Annotated in this window: 19 protein-coding genes and 1 tRNA gene; 11 read left to right on the forward strand and 9 right to left on the reverse strand. The window is 72.1% G+C overall.

The genetic code is table 11. The features are described 5' to 3' along the window. Positions 1–21 precede the first annotated feature (21 nt). The 3 genes from nhaA to SMD20_RS42485 all read right to left on the reverse strand — a co-directional run bounded on the left by nhaA (position 22) and on the right by SMD20_RS42485 (position 4,049). Positions 22–1,827, reverse strand: coding sequence for a Na+/H+ antiporter NhaA (gene nhaA / locus SMD20_RS42475; RefSeq protein ID WP_329592081.1), 1,806 nt, complete (start codon positions 1,825–1,827; stop codon positions 22–24). Positions 1,828–1,894: 67 nt separating this feature from the next. Further along, entirely contained in the window at positions 1,895–2,584 is a 690-nt protein-coding gene (locus SMD20_RS42480; protein ID WP_329592083.1) for a GAP family protein, read from the reverse strand. Between the two features lie 94 nt (positions 2,585–2,678). After that, positions 2,679–4,049, reverse strand: a complete 1,371-nt coding sequence (locus tag SMD20_RS42485; protein WP_329592085.1) for a Dyp-type peroxidase — start codon at positions 4,047–4,049, stop codon at positions 2,679–2,681. Between the two features lie 166 nt (positions 4,050–4,215). Here SMD20_RS42485 and SMD20_RS42490 point away from each other — a divergent pair, with 166 nt between their 5' ends. Next, positions 4,216–4,599: a hypothetical protein gene (locus tag SMD20_RS42490; protein WP_329592087.1), complete on the forward strand. Its 384-nt coding sequence runs from the start codon at positions 4,216–4,218 to the stop codon at positions 4,597–4,599. Here the strand turns inward: SMD20_RS42490 and SMD20_RS42495 are convergent. Further along, on the reverse strand, positions 4,575–5,069 hold the full coding sequence (locus tag SMD20_RS42495) for a DUF523 domain-containing protein (RefSeq protein ID WP_329592089.1): 495 nt from the start codon (positions 5,067–5,069) through the stop codon (positions 4,575–4,577). The genes SMD20_RS42490 and SMD20_RS42495 overlap by 25 nt on opposite strands. Next, on the reverse strand, positions 5,039–6,418 hold the full coding sequence (locus SMD20_RS42500; protein WP_329592091.1) for a DHA2 family efflux MFS transporter permease subunit: 1,380 nt from the start codon (positions 6,416–6,418) through the stop codon (positions 5,039–5,041). Before SMD20_RS42500 ends, SMD20_RS42495 begins: the two co-directional genes overlap by 31 nt. Before the next feature lie 55 nt (positions 6,419–6,473). Here SMD20_RS42500 and SMD20_RS42505 point away from each other — a divergent pair, with 55 nt between their 5' ends. From SMD20_RS42505 to SMD20_RS42535, 7 genes are all read left to right on the forward strand, one after another. Beyond that, positions 6,474–7,160, forward strand: coding sequence for a TetR/AcrR family transcriptional regulator (locus SMD20_RS42505; RefSeq protein WP_329592093.1), 687 nt, complete (start codon positions 6,474–6,476; stop codon positions 7,158–7,160). Positions 7,161–7,194: 34 nt separating this feature from the next. Next, positions 7,195–7,557, forward strand: a complete 363-nt coding sequence (locus SMD20_RS42510; RefSeq protein ID WP_329592095.1) for a hypothetical protein — start codon at positions 7,195–7,197, stop codon at positions 7,555–7,557. Further along, complete coding sequence (locus tag SMD20_RS42515) at positions 7,554–7,931, forward strand: hypothetical protein (protein ID WP_329592097.1); 378 nt, start codon at positions 7,554–7,556, stop codon at positions 7,929–7,931. The genes SMD20_RS42510 and SMD20_RS42515 overlap by 4 nt, the downstream gene beginning before the upstream one ends. Before the next feature lie 39 nt (positions 7,932–7,970). Continuing rightward, on the forward strand, positions 7,971–8,612 hold the full coding sequence (locus SMD20_RS42520) for an SRPBCC family protein (RefSeq protein WP_329592099.1): 642 nt from the start codon (positions 7,971–7,973) through the stop codon (positions 8,610–8,612). A 148-nt stretch (positions 8,613–8,760) separates the two neighbouring features. Next, positions 8,761–9,975 carry a CynX/NimT family MFS transporter gene (locus tag SMD20_RS42525; RefSeq protein WP_329592101.1) on the forward strand — a complete coding sequence of 405 codons (1,215 nt, stop codon included), beginning with the start codon at positions 8,761–8,763 and terminating at the stop codon, positions 9,973–9,975. A gap of 7 nt (positions 9,976–9,982) precedes the next feature. Next, positions 9,983–10,807 carry a metal-dependent hydrolase gene (locus tag SMD20_RS42530; protein ID WP_329592103.1) on the forward strand — a complete coding sequence of 275 codons (825 nt, stop codon included), beginning with the start codon at positions 9,983–9,985 and terminating at the stop codon, positions 10,805–10,807. A 50-nt stretch (positions 10,808–10,857) separates the two neighbouring features. After that, positions 10,858–10,930, forward strand: a tRNA-Ala gene (locus tag SMD20_RS42535). Positions 10,931–10,973: 43 nt separating this feature from the next. Here the strand turns inward: SMD20_RS42535 and SMD20_RS42540 are convergent. The 3 genes from SMD20_RS42540 to SMD20_RS42550 form a co-directional block, all read right to left on the reverse strand. Then, on the reverse strand, positions 10,974–11,699 hold the full coding sequence (locus tag SMD20_RS42540; RefSeq protein WP_329592105.1) for an endonuclease III domain-containing protein: 726 nt from the start codon (positions 11,697–11,699) through the stop codon (positions 10,974–10,976). 67 nt (positions 11,700–11,766) lie between these two features. Further along, the gene (locus tag SMD20_RS42545; protein WP_329592107.1) at positions 11,767–11,967 is read right to left on the reverse strand and encodes a DUF4236 domain-containing protein; all 201 of its coding nucleotides are present in this window, start codon (positions 11,965–11,967) and stop codon (positions 11,767–11,769) included. Between the two features lie 50 nt (positions 11,968–12,017). Then, positions 12,018–12,221, reverse strand: coding sequence for a DUF4236 domain-containing protein (locus SMD20_RS42550; RefSeq protein ID WP_329592109.1), 204 nt, complete (start codon positions 12,219–12,221; stop codon positions 12,018–12,020). Between the two features lie 82 nt (positions 12,222–12,303). On the opposite strand from SMD20_RS42550, the gene SMD20_RS42555 reads away from it, so the two are divergent. Next, on the forward strand, positions 12,304–13,056 hold the full coding sequence (locus tag SMD20_RS42555; protein WP_329592111.1) for a metallophosphoesterase: 753 nt from the start codon (positions 12,304–12,306) through the stop codon (positions 13,054–13,056). Here SMD20_RS42555 and SMD20_RS42560 read toward each other — a convergent pair. Beyond that, positions 13,043–16,438 (reverse strand): alpha-L-arabinofuranosidase C-terminal domain-containing protein, encoded by a 3,396-nt coding sequence (locus SMD20_RS42560; RefSeq protein WP_329592113.1) that lies wholly within the window; start codon positions 16,436–16,438, stop codon positions 13,043–13,045. The two genes, SMD20_RS42555 and SMD20_RS42560, sit on opposite strands and share 14 nt — an antisense overlap. Positions 16,439–16,669: 231 nt before the next feature. Between SMD20_RS42560 and SMD20_RS42565 the strand changes: the two genes are divergently transcribed. Beyond that, complete coding sequence (locus tag SMD20_RS42565; RefSeq protein ID WP_329592115.1) at positions 16,670–17,662, forward strand: LacI family DNA-binding transcriptional regulator; 993 nt, start codon at positions 16,670–16,672, stop codon at positions 17,660–17,662. Positions 17,663–17,735: 73 nt separating this feature from the next. Beyond that, the gene (locus SMD20_RS42570; protein ID WP_329592117.1) at positions 17,736–18,725 is read left to right on the forward strand and encodes an ABC transporter substrate-binding protein; all 990 of its coding nucleotides are present in this window, start codon (positions 17,736–17,738) and stop codon (positions 18,723–18,725) included. Positions 18,726–18,747 lie beyond the last annotated feature (22 nt).

The following is an 18,747-nucleotide window of genomic DNA, read 5'->3' on the forward strand; positions in this document are numbered from 1 at the left end:
CTGCGGGGATCGGTGGACCTGTCAGGAAGGCTGCGGTGACGGGCGTAGCTCGGCTATCGCCCGGCCGATCGCGTCCTCGTCGAGCGGCCCCTGGTAGCGGACGCCGTTGAGGAAGAGGGTGGGGGTGCCGCGCACGCCGCTGTCGCGGCCGGAGGCCTCGTCAAGGGCGATCCTCGCGGCGTGCCGCGGCACGTCCTCCCACGGCTCGACGCCGAGCCCGGCGGCATGGCGCTCCAGATCGGCGTCCGTGAGTGACCGCTGGTTGTCGTAGAGGACGTCGTGCATCTCCCAGAAGCGGCCCTGGTCGCCCGCCGCCTCGGCGACGATCGCGGCCGAGGCGGCGCGCGGGTGGATGGTCCGCAGCGGGAAGTGCCGGAAGACCAGGCGCACGTCGGGGTTGTCCCTGAGCAGCCGCGCCAGCACGGGGTGGAGGCGGCCGCAGTAGGGGCATTCGAAGTCGCCGTACTCGACGATCGTGATCGGGGCGTCGGCCCGGCCGCGTACGTGGTCGCGCGGCCCGACGGGCACCGACAGCAGCTCGGGCAGCTCCTCGTCGGGCTCGGCCTCGGGCGGGGCGCAGACCCCGCCCCGGTTCCAGGCCATCCGGAAGATCACCCAGCCCAGCGCGGCGGCCAGCAGCGAGCCGGCCAGGATGCCGATCTTGGCCTCGGCGCGGATCGCCGGGTCGGCGAAGGCCAGGTCCACGATGAACAGCGCCACCGTGAACCCGATGCCGGACACCGCGGCCCCGCCGAACAGCTGCCCCCACACCAGGTTGCCCGGCAGGATGCCCCACTTGAGGCGGAGCGGCAGCCACGTGCCGAGCGCGATGCCGGCGAACTTGCCGAGCACCAGGCCCGCCGCCACCCCCCACGACACGGGCGAGGTGAGCGCCGCCCGCAGGGTCTCGCCGTCCAGCCGCACCCCCGCATTGGCCAGCGCGAACACCGGCACGATCACGTAGCTGCTCCACGGGTGCAGGCGCAGTTGCAGCCGTTCGTTGACGGAGACGGCGTGCCGGACGCGCAGGGTGGCCTCCCTGGCGGCGCGGGCGCTCGGCTCGTTCGTGAACTCGTGGACGGCCTCGCCGGCGAGGAGCAGTTTCTGGTCGGAGGGGGCGTAGACGAAGACGAGCACGCCGAGCGCGATGCCGACCAGCGTGGGGTGGATGCCGCTCTCCAGCGTGGCCACCCACAGCGCGAACCCCAGCACGATGTACGCCGGCGCCCGCCAGATCTTCAGCCAGCGCAGCGTCATGATGGCCGCCAGCAGCAGCGCCGCGGTGAGGAGGGCCGGCACCGACAGCTCCTCCGTGTAGAACAGCGCGATGATGAGGATGGCGAGCACGTCGTCCACGATCGCCAGCGTCAGCAGGAACGCCCGCAGCGGATCGGGGCACCGCGCGCCCACGACGGCCAGCACGCCGAGCACGAAGGCCGTGTCGGTGGCGATCGGCACGCCCCATCCGGCCGCGCCGGGACCGCCCGCGTTGAGCAGCAGGTAGACGCCCGCGGGCACGAGCATGCCGCCGAACGCCGCCACCGCCGGCACCGCGATCAGCCGCCGGTCGCGCAGTTGCCCGAGCCGGACCTCGTACGAGATCTCCAGGCCGATGACGAAGAAGAACAGCGTCATCAGACCGTCGTTGACCCAGTGGCGCAGGTCCAGCGAGAACTCGGCGGTGCCGAACGACAGCCCCATCGGCGTGTGCCAGAACGCCTCGTAGGTGTCCGCCCAGGGCGAGTTGGCCCAGAGCAGGGCGAGCACCGTGGCGATGAGCAGCGCGCTGGTGCTGCCCGCCTCGGTACGGAAAAAGGTGCGCAACATCGACTCGATCGCCTCCCCGGAGGTCGATCCTAGATGCGCGGATGCGATGCATTTCGCAGGGGAGTGGTCACTCCGGGGCGAAGAACAGGTGAGCCGCCGCGTCGCGGGCGAGCAGGAAGCCGATGATGCCGATCGCCCAGCTCACCATCGACGCCGAGTGCTTGGTCAGCCAGGCCCGCAGTCGCTCCAGCCTGGGCTCCAGCCGGCCCCCGGCGACGGCGCGCAGGCCCATGAGGACGAGCGGCGGCGTGATCATGACGAGGACGTACCCGGCCAGCAGCGGCAGCCACTGCGCGGCCGGCAGGCCGGAGGTCGTCATGACGCCGACCGCCGCCAGGTAGGGGACCATCGTGGCCACCTCGACCGCCCCGGCCGTCAGCCCGAGCAGCACCATCGTCCGTGGCCCGCCGACGCGCGGCTCGAAGCGGCGCTCGGGCAGGCCCCGCTTGGCGCGGTACTTGGGGTCGAACCTGAAGCTCAGCGCGAACAGGCCCACGCCCAGCGCGAGCTGCACCCCGTACGCGACCTCGCTGTGCAGCGCCTCGCCGAGGCCGTCCACGGCCGCGGACAGGCCCAGCATGAGCGCGACCCCGACCAGGAAGTAGAAGGCCGCGATCGTCGCCAGGTAGACGAGCTGCCCCGACACCTTGGACCGCTCGCCGGCCAGCAGCAGGTAGAGAGGGATGACCAGCGTCCCGAAGCTGGTGCTGTCCACCAGGGCGAAGGCGGCGAGGGTGAGCATCAGGCCGATCGTCATGACACGATCATCACGGCCGGTGCCCGCCCCCGCCTCCTACGCCGGTGCGAACCTGGCGTACATCCTTCGATGCACGCCGGGCGCTCTCACGGGGTCACAGGCCGCGCAGGTAGGCCAGCGACGGCGCGAAGAAGTATTCCCCGCCCTTCATCGTGACCGTCTGCGCCACCTGGGCCTGCGGCGGCGACTGCTCGGGCTTGCCCCAGACCTTCGGGAACGTCACCTTGATCGCCCGCTCGCCCTGCCCGATGACCGGGTCGTGGCCGGTCGCCGGGTTCTCGAAGTCGGGATTGCCCGCCCAGCTCCGCTGGGTGAACTCGAACTGGTCGACCAGGCTGCTGTTGAACGCCATGAACAGCAGCCCGACCCCGCCGCTCGGCCGCGTCTCCGGGGGCGCGTCGTCCCACGGCTGGTCGCCGCGCCGCCCGTACGTCTGCCCGCGCCTCGCCATGAGCACCTCGCGGCCGAACGAGCGCGGGTTGGTCTTCCTGATGTGGCCGCTGAAGGGGCACTTGCTGCCGTCGTCGCCGTCGAAGGTGAAGTCGTTGGCCACCGGGCCGCCGCCGGCCTTGGCCTTGCCGGTCAGCGGCGTGCCGTCCTTGAACCGGCCGACGAGCATCGCGCCCGCCCGGTGCCGGTCCTCGCCCTTCAGCCCGAGGTCGTCGGCGAGCCGCTCCTCGATCTCCTTGAAGGCGCGTACGTTCTGCTCCAGCTTCCTGAAGACCAGGTAGCTGCCGTGGTGGCGGCGCGGGTCGGGCGAGAAGGGGTCCGGCACCAGCACGTTGGCCAGCGGGAAGGCCGGGTCCCAGCGCTTGCGCGGCTCGCGGTCCACCTCGTCCTTGAGGAACAGCGGCTGGCTGCGGCCGTCCACGTAGCCGAAGTGCTCGATGCCGTCGCCGGCCGGGTTGCGCATGCCCCTGCCGGTCTCCTCGCCGAGCAGCCGGGCACTGGCCGGCAGCGCGCCGATGATCTCGTCGCGCAGCGTCGCCACCGGCCCGGGCCGCTCGTCGCCGATGAGCACGACGGCGTGGATCTCGCGCTGGTAGGCGCGGTCCCACTGCTCGACCGGCGGGTCCTCGACCTCGGCGACGCGCCGCTTCATGCCGTCGCGGAACGCCTGGTCGCCGAAGGCGCGCACCTCCTCGACCGAGTGGCCGAGGTCGCGGTAGCCGGCCTTGCTGATGCCGAGCCCGACGTAGGGGGTGCCGCGCCGCCCCCGGCCCGCGAAGTCGCGCACCTCCTTCAGGTGCTGGCGGGCCGACTTCATCCACGTGGTGGCCACGTGCCGCAGGAACGCCCGGCCTTCTGCCGCGTCGTTGAACCGGACGAACAGGACGGACAGGTGCTCGCGTACGTGCGCGCGCAGGATGTTCGGCTGAAGATTGTCGAGCATCGCCTTGGTGTCCGCGTCGAGCGTGGCCGAGTCCCAGGCCAGGGGTAGCGCGTTGTTCAGGTCGACTGGCATCGCCAAGTCCCTTTCCCCGTTTCGGAATGGAATTTTCCGAGCCCCCACTTCTAGGACTCCCAGGAGGCGGAGAAAGTTTCCCGCGCGGGTGATACAACGCGGGACGTACGCGGGCGGCCTCCTCCGGGACGATGGCCGGCCGCGCCCGCGGTGGGAGCGTGGTGGCATGGACACGATCCGCAGAGCTCTGGGCCGGCTCTCCCTGCTGTACGCGCTGATCTTCCTGGCGGCGGCGCTGCTGCACGCCGGGGCAGGTCCCGGCGCGCTGCGCCGGCCCCCGATACCGCCTGCCGTGATCGTGGAGACGCTGTGCTGCGCCGCGATGCTGACCGGCGCGTACGGCGCGCTGAAGCCCCGGCCATGGGCGTGGGACGGGCTGGTCTACACGCACGCGGCCGCGCTGGGCGGCGTGCTGCTCGGCGTCCTCGCGAGCGCGTTCGCGCCGGGGGCGCAGGCGGGCACGCTGCTCGTGTGGTATCACGGCACGGTCGCGACCCTGCTCGCCGCCGGCCTCGGCGCGGCCTTCTACGTCTCCAGGGTGCGCAGGTAGTCGGCCGCCTCGGCGAGGCGGTCCTCGCCGAACACGCGGATGCCGTGCCGCTCCAGCAGCGCCGTGGTGACCCCTTGACCGGGCGTCCTGCGGCCCGCGAAGGAACCGTCGTGGACGGCCAGCGCGCCGCACGACGGGCTGCCCTCCTTGAGCACCGCCATCCGGGCGCCCGCCGACCGGGCCGCCTCCAGCGCCGCCCGCGCCCCCGCGAGGAACGCCTCCGTCACGTCGTCGCCGCCGGACGTCAGGACCCGGGCCGTGCCCGCCAGCACCGCGGCGCCGCCCGCGCCGCCCTCGATCTCGGCGGCCGGGCGCGGCACCGGCAGCCCGCCCGCCACCTCGGGACAGAACGACACCAGCCGCCCCTCCGCCCGCCAGTCGGCGAGCACGGCGGCCGAGCTGGTCTTGGCGCCGCCGTCGTAGCGGACCTTGCGGCCCATCAGGCAGGCGCTGACGAGGATCTTCTCCACGCCTTCGATCCTATGAGCACGATGGGCACCAGCGAGAGCGCGGCCAGCGCGGCGGCGCAGCCGAAGGCGTAGCCGAAGGGGCGGGCCGTGCCCGCCGCGCTGAGCAGTTGCAGCAGCACCGCGAGCACCGCGACGCCGAAGGAGGAGGCGAGCCGGAGCGCGATCGTGCTCAGCGTGGTCGCCGCAGGGATGGCCTCGCGCTCCAGCGTGGCGTACGCCGCCGCGAGCACCGACGTCGACACCAGCCCGTGCCCCAGCCCGGCCACGAGGATCGGCACCGGCCCGGGGAACGCCGCGAACGCCGCGATGCCCGCCACCACGGCGGCCACGCCGGTCGCCGCGACCCCGCGCGCTCCCCGGCTGTCGGTGAGCTTGCCCGCGATCGGCAGCGTGAGCGCCGCCCCGATCCCGAGGGGGGCCAGCAGCAGCCCGGCCTCCAGCGGGCCGCCGCCCCCTTCGAGCTGGCTGTGCAGCGGCACGAGCACGGTGAAGCCGAGCATCGCCGCCGAGTAGCAGGCCAGCGCCGCCACCGCCGCGGCGAACGTACGGTCGCCGAGCAGCCGCAGGTCCACCAGCGCGCCCGGCACCCGCAGCGCCCGCACGGTGAACGCCGCGACCAGCGCGAGCCCGATCCACAGCGCCGGATGCGCGAACGAGGCCCCGCCGCCCACCTCCGAGTCGCCCGCCTCCGACAGGCCGTGGATCAGCGCGGCCAGCCCGGGGGAGAGCAGCGCCAGGCCGAGCACGTCGAGCGGCTGCCGGGGCGCGGCGGCCGGGTCGGGCTCGCGCGGCAGCAGCAGCGCGGCCGCGACCAGCGCCACCGCGCTGATCGGCAGGTTGACCAGGAACAACCACCGCCAGCCGAGTCCTTCGACGACGAGGCCGCCGAGCGGCGGCCCGAGCACCGGCGCCAGCATGGACGGCACCGTGATCAGCGCCATGGCGCGGCCCATGCGCTCCTTGCCCGCCGCCTGCGCCAGCATCGCCTGGCCGACGGGCATGAGCAGGCCGCCGCCGATCCCCTGGACGGCGCGGAAGGCCACCAGGCTGCCGGCCGACCAGGCCGCGGCGCAGAGCGTGGAGCCGCCGGCGAACAGCACGAGCGAGACCAGCCAGACGCGCCGCGAGCCGAAGCGGCCGACGGCCCAGCCGGTCACCGGGACGGTCATCGACATGGCCAGCAGATAGCCGGTGACCGCCTGCTGCATGGCGGCGGGGGTGGTGCGGAAGTCGTGGGCGAGCGTGGTGAGCGCCACGTTCACCACCGTCGAGTCCAGCATCGTCATGACGCCGCCCAGGAAGACCACCAGGGCGGTCGTCACGAACGGGGTTCGTACGCTGTATCGCATGTCGTACACCGTAGCACTTTCGTACGGTGTAGCGCCTGGCTTAGGATCGGGTCCTGTGAGCTCTGTCTGGTCGCGTCCCGCGCCGCCCCGCCGTCCGGCTCTGACCAGGGAGGCGATCGTGGCCGCCGCCGTCGCGATCGCCGACGCCGAGGGCCTCGCCGCCGTCTCCATCAGGCGGGTGGCGGCCGAGCTGGGGGCGCGGACGATGACGCTCTACTCCTACATCGAGCGCAAGGAGGACCTGCTCGCGCTCATGCTCGACGAGGTCGCCGCCGAACTGCGCGCCGACGGCCCCGCGCCGGACGACTGGCGCGAGGCGCTGCTCACCATCGCCCGCCGCGAGCGCGACCTCGTCCGCCGTCACCCCTGGCGGATGGATCTGGTCGCGCAGGGCCTGCCCGCGGGGCCCAACGCGCTGCGGCACGTCGAGCACAAGCTCGCCGTCTTCGCCCGGCTCGGCGTCGAGCCGCCCGCCGCCTGGCGCTTCCTGACCGCCTACACCGACTACATGACCGGCTACATGGTCCGCGAGGCGCAGGAGCGCTCCGCGCCCCGGCACGAGGGCGTCAGCGACGCCGAGCGGGCCGCCGTCGCGGAGCCGTACGTCAGGGAGCTGGTCGACGGCGGCGAGCTGCCGCACCTGGCGCCCATGCTGGAGCGGGGCGTCCCCGGCGCGGACGACAACTTCGAGCGGGGCCTGCGCTGGCTGCTCGACGGCATCGAGCGCGAGCTGCCGCGCTGAGGGGCGCCGCCCCCTGGCGATAGCCTTACCCCCGATGAACACCACTGTCTCCGCGATCGTCATCACTGTCGCGCTGCTGCTCATGCTGGCGAGCCTGATCACCGCGATCCGCGACCGGCCCATGGGCATGGTCCTGCTGATCGGCTTCGGCGTGCTGGAGGTCGCCGTGCTGGTGCAGGTCGGCTTCGTGATCGCGGCGCTGGCCGGGGGAGCGGAGTCGCCGGAGCCGGCCACGCTGTGGGGCTACCTCATCGGCGAGATCGTGATCCCGCCTGCGGGGGTGTTCCTGGCGCTGGCCGAACGGTCCCGGTGGGGGACCGCGATCCTGGTGGTGGCCGGGTTCGCGATCGCGGTCATGAACGCCCGGCTCGGGCAGATCTGGCAGGGCGTGGCATGAGCTCCATCGGCAGCGGGCCGGGGCGGGCGCTGATCGCCGTCTACGGGCTGTTCTCGCTGGCCGCGGGCGCGCGGGCGGCGGTGCAGATCGCCACCAGGTTCGGGGAGGCGCCGCTCGCCTACGGCCTGTCGGCGTTCGCGGCGGCCGTCTACATCCTGCTCACGGTCGCGCTCTGGCGCGGCGCGCGGCGGCTCGCGCTGGCCGCGCTCCTGGTCGAGCTGGCCGGGGTGCTGATCATCGGCACCGCCAGCGTCCTCGACCCGGCGGCCTTCCCCGACGAGACCGTGTGGTCCGTCTACGGCAAGGGCTATCTCTTCATCCCGCTCGTGCTCCCGCTCGTCGGGCTCTACTGGCTGCGCCGGCAACGGCATTGAGGCGTTAACGTCCGGCCCGGCCGGGAAGTTGCTGAACCCATGAGCACGATCGAGCACTCCGTAGACGTCGAGGTCCCCATCCGGGTGGCCTACAACCAGTGGACGCAGTTCGAGAGCTTCCCCGAGTTCATGGAAGGGGTGGAGTCGGTCAAACAGGTGACCGACACCCGTACGCATTGGGTGGCGGAGATCGCCGGGGTCCGGCGTGAGTTCGACGCCGACATCACCGAGCAGCACCCGGACGAGCGGGTCGCCTGGCGCAGCGTCGACAAGCCGAACCAGGCGGGCGTCGTCACCTTCCACCGCATCGACGACGGCCGCACGCGGGTCACGCTCCAGATGGAGTACGACCCCGAGGGCTTCGTCGAGACCGCCGGCGACTGGCTGCAGCTGGTCCGCCTGCGGGTCAACGGCGACCTCAAGCGGTTCAAGCAGTTCATCGAGTCGCGCGGCTCGGAGACGGGCGGCTGGCGCGGCGACGTGCCCGGCCCGCACCAGCACGACGGCGCCGCCCCGCGCACGCACGAGCACGGCTCCACGTACGGCGGCGCGCAGCAGGTGCCGCCCGGCACGATCGGCGGCACCGACCCGTCCATGCCGGGCGGCGACACGACGCTGCCGGCCCCCGGCGCCTTCCCTCCGCGTGACGAGCCCCCGCAGGGCCCTCGCCCGGTCCTGTAAGACACCCTCGACCCGAACGGCGGCCGCCCGTGTGGCGGCCGCTGTCGTGTGTCCGGAGACCGGCACACAGGGCGGAATAAAGCCGCATTTCGGTCCTGTTAAGGTGGTGATTCGTCCCATGACTTGATGAATGGAGGACTTGTCCGGCATGAGCGTTCTGGCGTCAGAGCCCAGAGGCAGGACGACCACCCCCCTCGCCTGGCTCCTCGTGCTGGGAATCGTCCTCGCCGCACTCAACCTGCGGACCGCCGTCACCAGCGTCGGCCCGCTCCTCGACCAGCTCGCGGGGGCGCTCGGCATGACGAGCGTCGGCACCGGCCTGCTCACCACCCTCCCGGTGCTGGCCTTCGCCGGCGTCGGCGCCGTCACCCCGACGCTCGCCCGGCGGATCGGCGAGCACCGGCTGCTCCTGCTGGCCCTGGTCACGCTGGGCGTGGGACTGCTGGTCAGGTCGCTGGTCGGCTCGGCTCCCGTGTTCCTGCTGAGCAGCGCGGTCGCGCTGTCCGGCGGCGCCGTGGGCAACGTGCTGATCCCGACATTGATCAAGCGACACTTCCCGGCGCGCACCGGGATCATGACCACCGTCTACACCACGGCCCTGGCGGCGGGCACGATGCTGGCCGCCGCCGCGACCGTGCCGATCGAGCGCGCGTCGGGGAACTGGCACGTCGCGCTCGGCGTGTGGGCCGCCCTGGCCGCCGTGGCCGCCATTCCGTGGCTTGCGCTGTTGCGCAGTGAGCCGGAGCGGGACACGGGAGGCCGGGACGCCGGGATCCGGCGGCTGCTGGGCAGCCGGCTGGCCTGGATGATCGCGATCTACTTCGGCACCCAGTCGATGATCGCGTACATCATGTTCGGCTGGCTCGCCACCATCCTCACCGACGGCGGCTACAGCACCTCCGAGGCCGGGCTGCTCCTCGGCGTGTTCACCGCGCTGAACATCCCGGTGTCGGTCGCCGTGCCCATGATCGCCGCGCGGTTCCGCGACCAGCGGCCGGTGGTGGTCGGGCTCGTCGCCTTCTACGTGGCCGGCTTCGGGGGGCTCTGGGCGGGGCCGGTCTCGTGGGCGCCGCTCTGGGTGACGCTGATCGCGGTCGGCATGGGGTCGTTCCCGCTGGCGCTGGTGATGCTGGGGCTGCGCACCCGTACGCCGGAGGTGACCGCCGCGCTGTCGGCCTTCGGCCAGAGCGCCGGCTATCTCATCGCCGGCGGCGGGCCGCTGCTGGTCGGCGTGCTGCGGGAGGCGTCGGGGGGCTGGGCGCTGCCGTACACGCTGATCTTCGTGGTGCTGGCCGTCCAGCTCGTCTCCGGTCTGTACGCCGGCCGCGAGCGGCACCTGGAGGACGAGCGGGCGCTGGGATGATGGACGGGTGAACTCGACTCTCGTCACCTTCCCCAGCGGCCGGATCTCGGGCCGCTCCGAGCTCGTCGGGGTCGTGCCGGTGGGGGACCGGCACGGCCTCGTCGTCGCCGAGACGCCCTTCCACCCCCTCGACCACACCTGGCCCGACCAGCCCGCCGACCGCGGCACGGTCGGCGGGACGCCGGTCATCGACTGCGTGACAGGGGCCCAGTCGGCGACCGGCGAGACCTTCCTGGGGGCGGACATCCCGGTCCGGCGAGGGGACGAGGGCTGGCGGTGGCTCGTCGTCCATGTGACCGGCGAGGCGCCGCCCCCTCTGGGGACCGAGGTCGAGCTGGAGGTGGACGCCGCCCACCGCGCGGCGCTCTCGGCCGGCCACACCGCCTGCCACCTCGCCGCGCTCGCGCTCAACGCCGCCCTCGCCGGCCGCTGGCGCAAGGAGGCGACGCTCGACCGGCTCGGCCACCCCGACTTCGACCAGGCCGCGATCACCTCGTCGCGCATCGTCGAGGGCGGCAGCGTCGACGTCTACCGCCTCGGCAAGTCGCTGCGGAAGAAGGGCTTCTCCGCCGAAGGGCTCGACACCGGCGCGGTCGCCGGCGAGGTGAACGACCGGCTCAAGACCTGGGTCGCCGCCGACGCCCCCGTCCGGATCGACGCGCCGGGCCCCGAGCTGACCGCCCGCCGCACCTGGCGCTGCGAGCTGCCCGAGGGCGAGGCGGCCATCCCGTGCGGCGGCACCCACGTCGCCCGCACCGGCGAGCTGGGCCGGGTCCAGGTCTCGCTCACCCTCGACGAGGCCACCCTGACCATGCACACGACCTGCGGCTGAGCTTCCGGGGCGCGGGCGCTCCGGAAGTCCTATACACTTGGTGATCGCAAGGGGCTATAGCGCAGTTGGTAGCGCGCCTCCATGGCATGGAGGAGGTCTGGGGTTCGAATCCCCATAGCTCCACCCCTCTTGGCGAGGCCCGAGTCGGCATCTCGCTCTCCAGCCTTCACCCCACCCGGCGACTACGAGGCCGTGCTGCGGCGAGCTGATCAGCTGGTACGTCGTGCCGCGCGAAGTGCGCCGGGTCGCTGCCGTAGGCGCACACCTCGCGCAACACACACTCCTCGCACCGGGGCCGTCGTGCCTGGCAGACCGTGCGCCCGTGCCTGATCAGCGCGATGTGCAGCTCGTGCCGGACCTCCGGCGGCACCATGGGCCGCAGGAGGCGGTGCGCCTCCGCGGCCGAGGTGCCCGGCGGGATCCAGCCGAGCCGGGTGGTGACGCGGTGCACGTGCGTGTCCACGGGGAACGCCGCCCGCCCCATGGAGAACATCAGCACGCAGGCCGCGGTCTTGGGGCCGACGCCCGGCAGCGAGGTCAGGTACGCCTCCGCCGACTCGTCGTCGAGCCCGTCCAGCCGGTCCAGGGTGATCGCGCCCTCGCGGTCCTCGATCGCGGCCAGGATCTCCTGGATGCGGCGGGCCTTGCGCTCGGCGATGCCGCCGCAGCGGATGGCGTCGGCGATCTCCTCCGGCGGCGCGTCCGCCACCTGCTCCCACGCGGGGAACCTGTCCTTGAGGCGGGCGAAGGCGCGGCCGGAGTTGACGTCGGAGGTCGCCTGGGACAGGACCGTCGCCACGACCTGGTCCACGACGGGCAGCGCCGGGCCCGGCGCGAACGACTCCCGCCCGGCCCGCAGCCGCCGCAGCACCTCCAGCACCCGATCGGTCACCTTTCCCCCTCGTGACACATGGGAACGGACCGGAGGGGAGCCCCCCGGTCCGTCCTATGGCGAACGGTCAGCGACCGTTGGTGGTCTTGCGCCAGTGAAAGCCGCCGGGCAGATTGACCGACAGCGTACGACGCCCGTCGGCTCTCCGCGTCACCCGGAACAGCCGGTTGCCCCAGCTGTGGCCGACCCCGCCGCGGGACAGGTTCAGCCGTAAGGGGCCCACCTTGATCGACTTACGGTAGCTCCAGCCCATCTCGAACTCCTCCATCGAATTCGCGAGGGCACTCCACTACCCACGAAAAGCGCGTTGTATCGGGTTCAGTAATGTCCGCGATATTTCCGGCCGCCGAACGTCTTGCCGACGTGGAAGCCGCCGGGCAGGCGCACCGACACGTGCCGCCGGCCGTCGGGGGTCGCGGTGACGTGGAAGCGCCGGTTGCCGTAGCTGTGGCTGATGCCATGCCGCGAGAGGTTGATCCGGAACGGTCCTACTTTGATGGATTTTCTGTAGTGCCAGCCCAAGGCCCCTCCTTCGCTGTTCGTCCCGTTCAACGGGCGGCGGATGACCGGAGTTCCGTCGGTGTCGCCGCGTACGGTGGAGGGCGTGATTGTGATCGCGCACCTGAGTGACATCCACATCGGCGCCACCCCCGAGAGCGCAGCCCGCGCGCGGGCCGTCATGCGTCATCTCGACGCGCTCCCCGCCGACCTCGACGCCGTGCTGGTGACCGGCGACATCGCCGACCACGGGGCCGCCGACGAGTACGAGCAGGCCCGCAAGCTGCTCACCTCCCGCCACCCCGTGCTGATCGGGCCCGGCAACCACGACGTGCGCGAGGAGTTCCGCCGCGTCCTGCTCGGCGACCCCGACCCCGGCCCCGGCCCGGTCAACCAGGCCCTGCGCACCCCGCGCGCGATCTACGCGATGTGCGACTCCTCCATCCCCCGCCAGAACCCCGGCCACCTGGAGGAGGAGACCCTGGACTGGCTGGAGGGCGTGCTGGCCGACAGCGACCGCCCGGTGTTCGTGGCCTTCCACCACCCGCCGGTGCCGCTGCACGCGCCGCTGCTCGACGACATCCTCCTGCGCCCCAGCCCGCGCCTGGAGGAGCTGGTCGGCCACCCCAACGTGGCGGCCGTCCTGGTCGGCCACGCGCACACGGCCGCCGCGACCACGTTCGCCGGCCGGCCGCTCCTCGTCGCGCCTGGCGTGGTCTCCACCCTGACGTTGCCCTGGGAGGGCGGCACCACGTGGGAGACCTGTCTCGACTACGCCCTGCCCCCGTCGCTCGCCTTCCACGTGCTCGACGACGAGGGCAGGATGACCACCCACTACCGGGTGGTCATCGCTCCCTGAGCTCGATGAACGTCACGGAGTGGGCGGGGAAGTCGTAGCCGAAGGAGGCGGACAGGCCGTTCTCCCGCCACTCCTCGGCCGCGACGCGCTCGGGCTCGGCCAGCGTGTTGACGTCGGACGGCGACCCGGTGAGCGAGGTGACCACGGCGGCCGGCCGGAACCGGGCGCCGCCGAGGTCCACCGCCGTGCGCACCGCGCTGTCCTGGGCGTTGACGACCTTGAGCGTCACCCGGTCGCCGTCCCTGGACACCACCTGGTACAGCGGCTCGACCTGGGCGCTGTCCACGAAGTCGTGCACCTTGCGCCCGTCCAGCCAGGTCGTGATCCGCCGCCCGTCCACCTGCACCTTGAGGCGATAGTCGCGGCCGGTCTCCACGGTGTCCGCCGAGGTGACGAGCGCCGACTTGCCGCCGTCGACCGCCTTCTCGATGGCCGTCTGGGTGTTGTTCCAGCCGCCCACGTTCCACCAGTAGAAGTTTCCGGTGTCCCGCACGCCGAACATCACCAGGAAGCCCTCGTCGCCGCCGGTCTTGCGGGCGGTCACCTCGACCGTGTAGTTCGACCAGTCGGCCGAGCCGGCGGTGGAGCGGGCGTCCTCGACCAGGGCGCTCTGCGTGTAAGCGCCGTCCTCCGCCGTCCAGGTGCCGGGGCCGGGCGTCCAGCCGGGCGCGCCCGCCGAGAAGTCCTCCGCGAGCAGGACGCTCCCGTCGGCGGCGGTCACCTTGACGTCGTCGTAGCGGACCCGGGTGCGCCAGGAGCCGAGCCCGACCGCGCCCCTGATGTCCTCGACCGGCCTGGCCTCGCCGGTGAAGGAGCTCGGCAGCACCCGGTCGCCGACGTGGCGGGAGAACAGCCGCTGCACGTGGTAGCTGGGGGAGCCGTACGCCTGGTCGTTGTCGAACCAGATGAGGTCGGGCGTCCAGTCCACGTAGTCGACGTTGGCCAGCAGCGGCGCGTACGAGGCCAGCTCGACCACGTCGGAGTTGCGCTCGATGCCGGTCAGGAACGACGCCTCGGCCAGGGCGTTGGAGAAGGCGTTGCCGCGCGAGGCGTACTCGCCGACGAACACCTTGGGCCCGCTCCGGTCATAGGTGTCGTAGCGGTGGTTGTTGGCGAGGAACCAGTCGGGGTTGTTGTAGTAGTGCTCGTCCACGAGGTCGGCCTTCTGGTCGCGGGCGAACTGCCACATCCGGTCGAACCAGGCCCCTTGGGAGGTCTGCCCCGAGTTGCTGATGATTTTGATCTCCGGGTACTTCGCCCGCACGGCGTCGGCGAACTTCGGATAGTTCGTGAAGAACTCCGGATAGATCTCCTCGTTGCCGAGCCCGATGTACTCCAGCCCGAACGGTCGCGGATGCCCCATCTCGGCCCGCTTCTTTCCCCAGGTCGAGGTGACGGGGCCGTTGGCGTACTCGATGAGGTCCAGCGTGTCCTGCACCCAGCGCGCCAGCTTGGCCTCGTCGGTGAGCGGCCGGTTCTCGCCGCAGCCGTTGACGCCCACCGACAGCACCGGCAGCGCCTCGGCCCCGATGTCCTCGGCGAACTGGAAGTACTCGTGGTAGCCGATGCCGTACGACTGGTTGTAGCCCCAGAAATTGAAGTTCGTCGGCCGCTCCTCGACCGGGCCGATCGTCTCCTTCCACTGGTAGATCCGCCGCCGGTCCTGGTTGAGCGAGTACGGGTCGTAGGTCCCGACGTTGGTCACGCAGCCGCCGGGGAAGCGCAGGAACCGCGGCTTCAGGTCGGCGATCAGCTTCGCCAGGTCGGCCCGCATGCCGTGCCCCTTGTACGTCTCGCGCGGGAACAGCGAGACCATGTCGAGGTCGGTGCGCCCCTCGGGGGCCTGGATCACCAGGCGGCCGGCGTCGGTGGTCGCCGAGGCGGTGAACGAGGCCCGGTACTTCGTCCAGCCCCCCGCCTTGACCCGCAGCGCGGCCTTGCCGAGCACGGCCGTGCCGGCCTCGGCGGTCACCGTCAGCGTGGCGGCCGAGTCGCGCCGCGCCCACAGCGACAGGTCGTAGCGCTCGCCGGCCTTGAGCGCCAGGCCGCGGTTGAAGCCCGCGTTGGCGACCCCGGCGGTGCCGCCGCCGGTCACCTCCAGCCGCAGGTAGTTGCGGTTGTTCGGGTTGAGCGGCTGCTCGCCGGAGACCGTCAGGGCGGCGGTGGCGCCGCGCTCGGCCTTGCTCCACGCGGTCAGCCCGGTGTAGGAGGGCTCGTCGGTGGAGTTGAACTCGAACGAGCGGTTCTGCACCAGCTCGGCGTAGAGCCCGCCGTCGGCCGCGTGGTTGATGTCCTCGTAGAAGACGCCGTAGAGGTTGGGGGAGACCTTCGTGCCCGCGGCCCTGGTGTCCGCGGTGAGCTTGCCGGTCGTGTAGCCCTCGACGCGGAACTTCGCCGCCTGGCTCCCCATGACCAGCCGGCCGCCGGTCACGGCCGCGGCGCGGTCGCCGGAGGTGAGCGTGACCTTGCCGCCGCCCGCGTCCTCGATCCGGAAGACCGAGCCGGTGCCGGCCAGGCTCACCCGGTCGGCGGCCCGCAGGAACCGGCCGGTGGCGACGTCCTTGAGCAGCACCCCGTCGCCGCTCGGGACGGCGGTGAGCGCGAGGCCGGTCCGCGGCGGCCGGGCCGAGGCAGTGATCGCGCCGGAGCGGTCGGCCGCCAGGTACGGCAGCGCCGTCGCGCGCAACGTGAACGGCCCGTCCGGCACCACGGGCCCGCCCTCGGCCGCCTTGATCGCGATGTAGTCGAAGTCGGCCCGCATGGAGGCGCCGTTCTGCGCCGAGAGCCCGAACAGCCCGAGCTGGCGCACCTCCAGCCTGGCCGTCATGCGGGACGCCTGCACCCAGGCCGTGCCGTCCCAGTACGAGGAGGTGAACTCGTCCCCGCGGCGCGCCAGCTTCAGCGTCTCGGCCGCCGATCCGGGCCGGGCCGCGAACGCCGAGGTGAAGGCGGCCCCCACCTCGGTCGCGGTCTCGATCACCGGCCCGCCGGCGAAGCCGACGTGGGCGAGCCCGGCCCGCACGTAGTTGTCCCAGTCCTGCCAGGCCAGCAGGCCCGCGCTCTGGTAGTCGAGGGCGACGGGCGCGCTCAGCCTGGTCACCACCTCGAAGTCGCCGTCGGGGACGTCGACGAGGAAGAGGTTGCGCGCGTTGTTGGTGCCCTGGTGGGTGTCGCCGGTCAGGGTGTCGAGGTGCAGCGCCCCGCCGGACAGGCTCCAGCGGGACTCGTCGGGGGACAGGACGGTCCAGTCCTGTCCGAGGGCGTTGCCGTCGAACTGGTCGACGACCGCGCCTTCAGGGACGGGGTCCGCGAGCGCGGCCGCCGGGGGCGGCGCGGCCAGCAGGGCGGCCACCAGCAGGGCGGACAGGGTGATGCGCATCATGAGTCGGGGGGCTCCTCAAGATCGTGTTAGCGCTAACAATAGGTGAGCGTTAACAACGGCGATCCGCGCCACCGTAAAGACCCGCCGCCCAGCACGTCAAGAGCGAGCCTGCGTAACCCGACCGTAATCGGGCGACCTCTTGACGAGACCGGTTGTTAACGTTCACAGTCGGGGCCAAGCCAGGGAAGGAGCACGGCAGTGGGATCCCGCCTGGGACGTCGCTTACCGGTCATGGCCGATGTGGCCAAGGAGGCCGGCGTGTCGCACCAGACCGTGTCCCGCGTGCTCAACGATCACCCGAACGTGCGCAGCGAGACCCGCGCCCGGGTGCTCCAGGCGATCGACAAGCTCGGCTACCGCCGTAACCTCGTCGCCCGCGCCCTGGTGACCAAGCGGTCGCGGACGCTCGGCGTGGTGAGCTTCGACACCACGCTGTACGGCCCGGCCAGCACGGTGTACGGCATCGAGCAGGCGGCCAGGGCGGCCGGCTACTTCATCAGCATCGTCAGCCTCAAGTCCATCGATCCCGGAGGCGTCCGTGACGCCCTCGACTACCTGGCCGACCAGGGCGTGGACGGGGTCGTGGTGGTCGCGCCGCAGCGCTCGGCCGCCCGGGCCCTCGCCGACCTGCCGCTCGCCATCCCCACCGTCGCCGTCGAGGGCGGCCAGGCGGGGGAGGTGTCGGTGGTCAGCGTGGACCAGGTCGCGGGGGGCAGGCTCGCCACCGAGCATCTGCTCTCCCTGGGTCACGAGACGGTCTGGCACGTCAGCGGCCCGTCGGACTGGCTGGAGGCGGAAGGACGCGTGGCCGGGTGGCGGGCCGCGCTGGAGCAGGCGGGCCGCGAGGCCCCGCAACCGCTCGCCGGGGACTGGAGCCCGCGCTCGGGATACGAGGCGGGCCGCAGCCTGGCGCGCATGACGGACGTGACCGCGGTCTTCGTCGCCAACGACCAGATGGCGCTCGGAGTGCTGCGGGCGTTCACCGAGCAGGGGGTGAGCGTGCCCGGCCAGGTGAGCGTCGTCGGCTTCGACGACATCCCCGAGTCGGCGTACTTCTCGCCGCCGCTCACGACCATCAGACAGGATTTCGACGCGGTCGGCAGGCACAGCATCGAGGTGCTCGTACGGCGACTGGAGGGCGGCCTCCAGGAGCGGGAGCGGCTCGTGGTGCCGCCGGCGTTCGTCCGCAGGGCCAGTACGGCCCAGCCCCCGGAAGGTCGCTAGCGGCCGTGCGCGAGTACGGCGGTCCCTGGCCCCATCAGGGGTGTTAGCGTTCACATCAGAAGGGAACCCCCCAGTGTTCAAGAGGATCTCGGCCTTGGTCCTCGCCGGGCTCACCGCGCTGTCGGTGGCGTCCTGCGGCGGCGGCGACGGCACCACCAGCGCCGGCACCGGCGGTGGCGGCGACGACACGATCACCATGGGCTTCGCCCAGGTCGGCGCGGAGAGCGGCTGGCGGACCGCGAACACCAAGTCCGTCCAGGAATCGGCGAAGAGCGCGGGCATCACGCTGAAGTTCTCCGACGCCCAGCAGAAGCAGGAGAACCAGATCAAGGCCATCCGCTCCTACATCCAGCAGAAGGTGGACGTCATCGCCTTCTCGCCGGTGGTGGAGTCCGGCTGGGACCCGGTGCTCAACGAGGCCAAGAACGCCAAGATCCCGGTCATCCTGACCGACCGCGCCGTGGACTCCAAGGACACCTCCCTCTACAAGACCTTCCTCGGCTCGGACTTCGTGGAGGAGGGCAAGAAGGCCGGTCAGTGGCTGGTGGAGCAGTACAAGGACAGCCAGGACACCGTGAACATCGTCGAGCTGCAGGGCACCACCGGCTCGGCCCCGGCCAACGACCGTAAGGCCGGCTTCCAGGAGGTCATCGGCGCCGATCCCAAGTTCAAGATCATCGCCTCGCAGACCGGCGACTTCACCCGCGCCAAGGGCAAGGAGGTCATGGAGGCCTTCCTGAAGTCCAACCCCGACATCGACGTGCTCTACGCCCACAACGACGACATGGGCCTCGGCGCCATCGAGGCCATCGAGGGCGCGGGCAAGGTCCCCGGCAAGGACATCAAGATCATCACGGTCGACGCGGTCAAGGACGGCATGCAGGCGCTCGCCGACGGAAAGATCAACTTCATCGTCGAGTGCTCCCCGCTGCTCGGCCCGCAGCTCATGGACCTGGCCAAGAAGGTCGTCAAGGGCGAGCAGGTGCCGGCCCGCGTGGTGACCGAGGAGACCACCTTCACCCAGGAGCAGGCCAAGCAGGTCCTGTCCTCCCGCCAGTACTGATCGCAAGGACGCCGGGCCGGCG

The organism is Nonomuraea sp. LP-02, from assembly GCF_036289125.1.
Taxonomy (GTDB): Bacteria; Actinomycetota; Actinomycetes; order Streptosporangiales; family Streptosporangiaceae; genus Nonomuraea; species Nonomuraea bangladeshensis.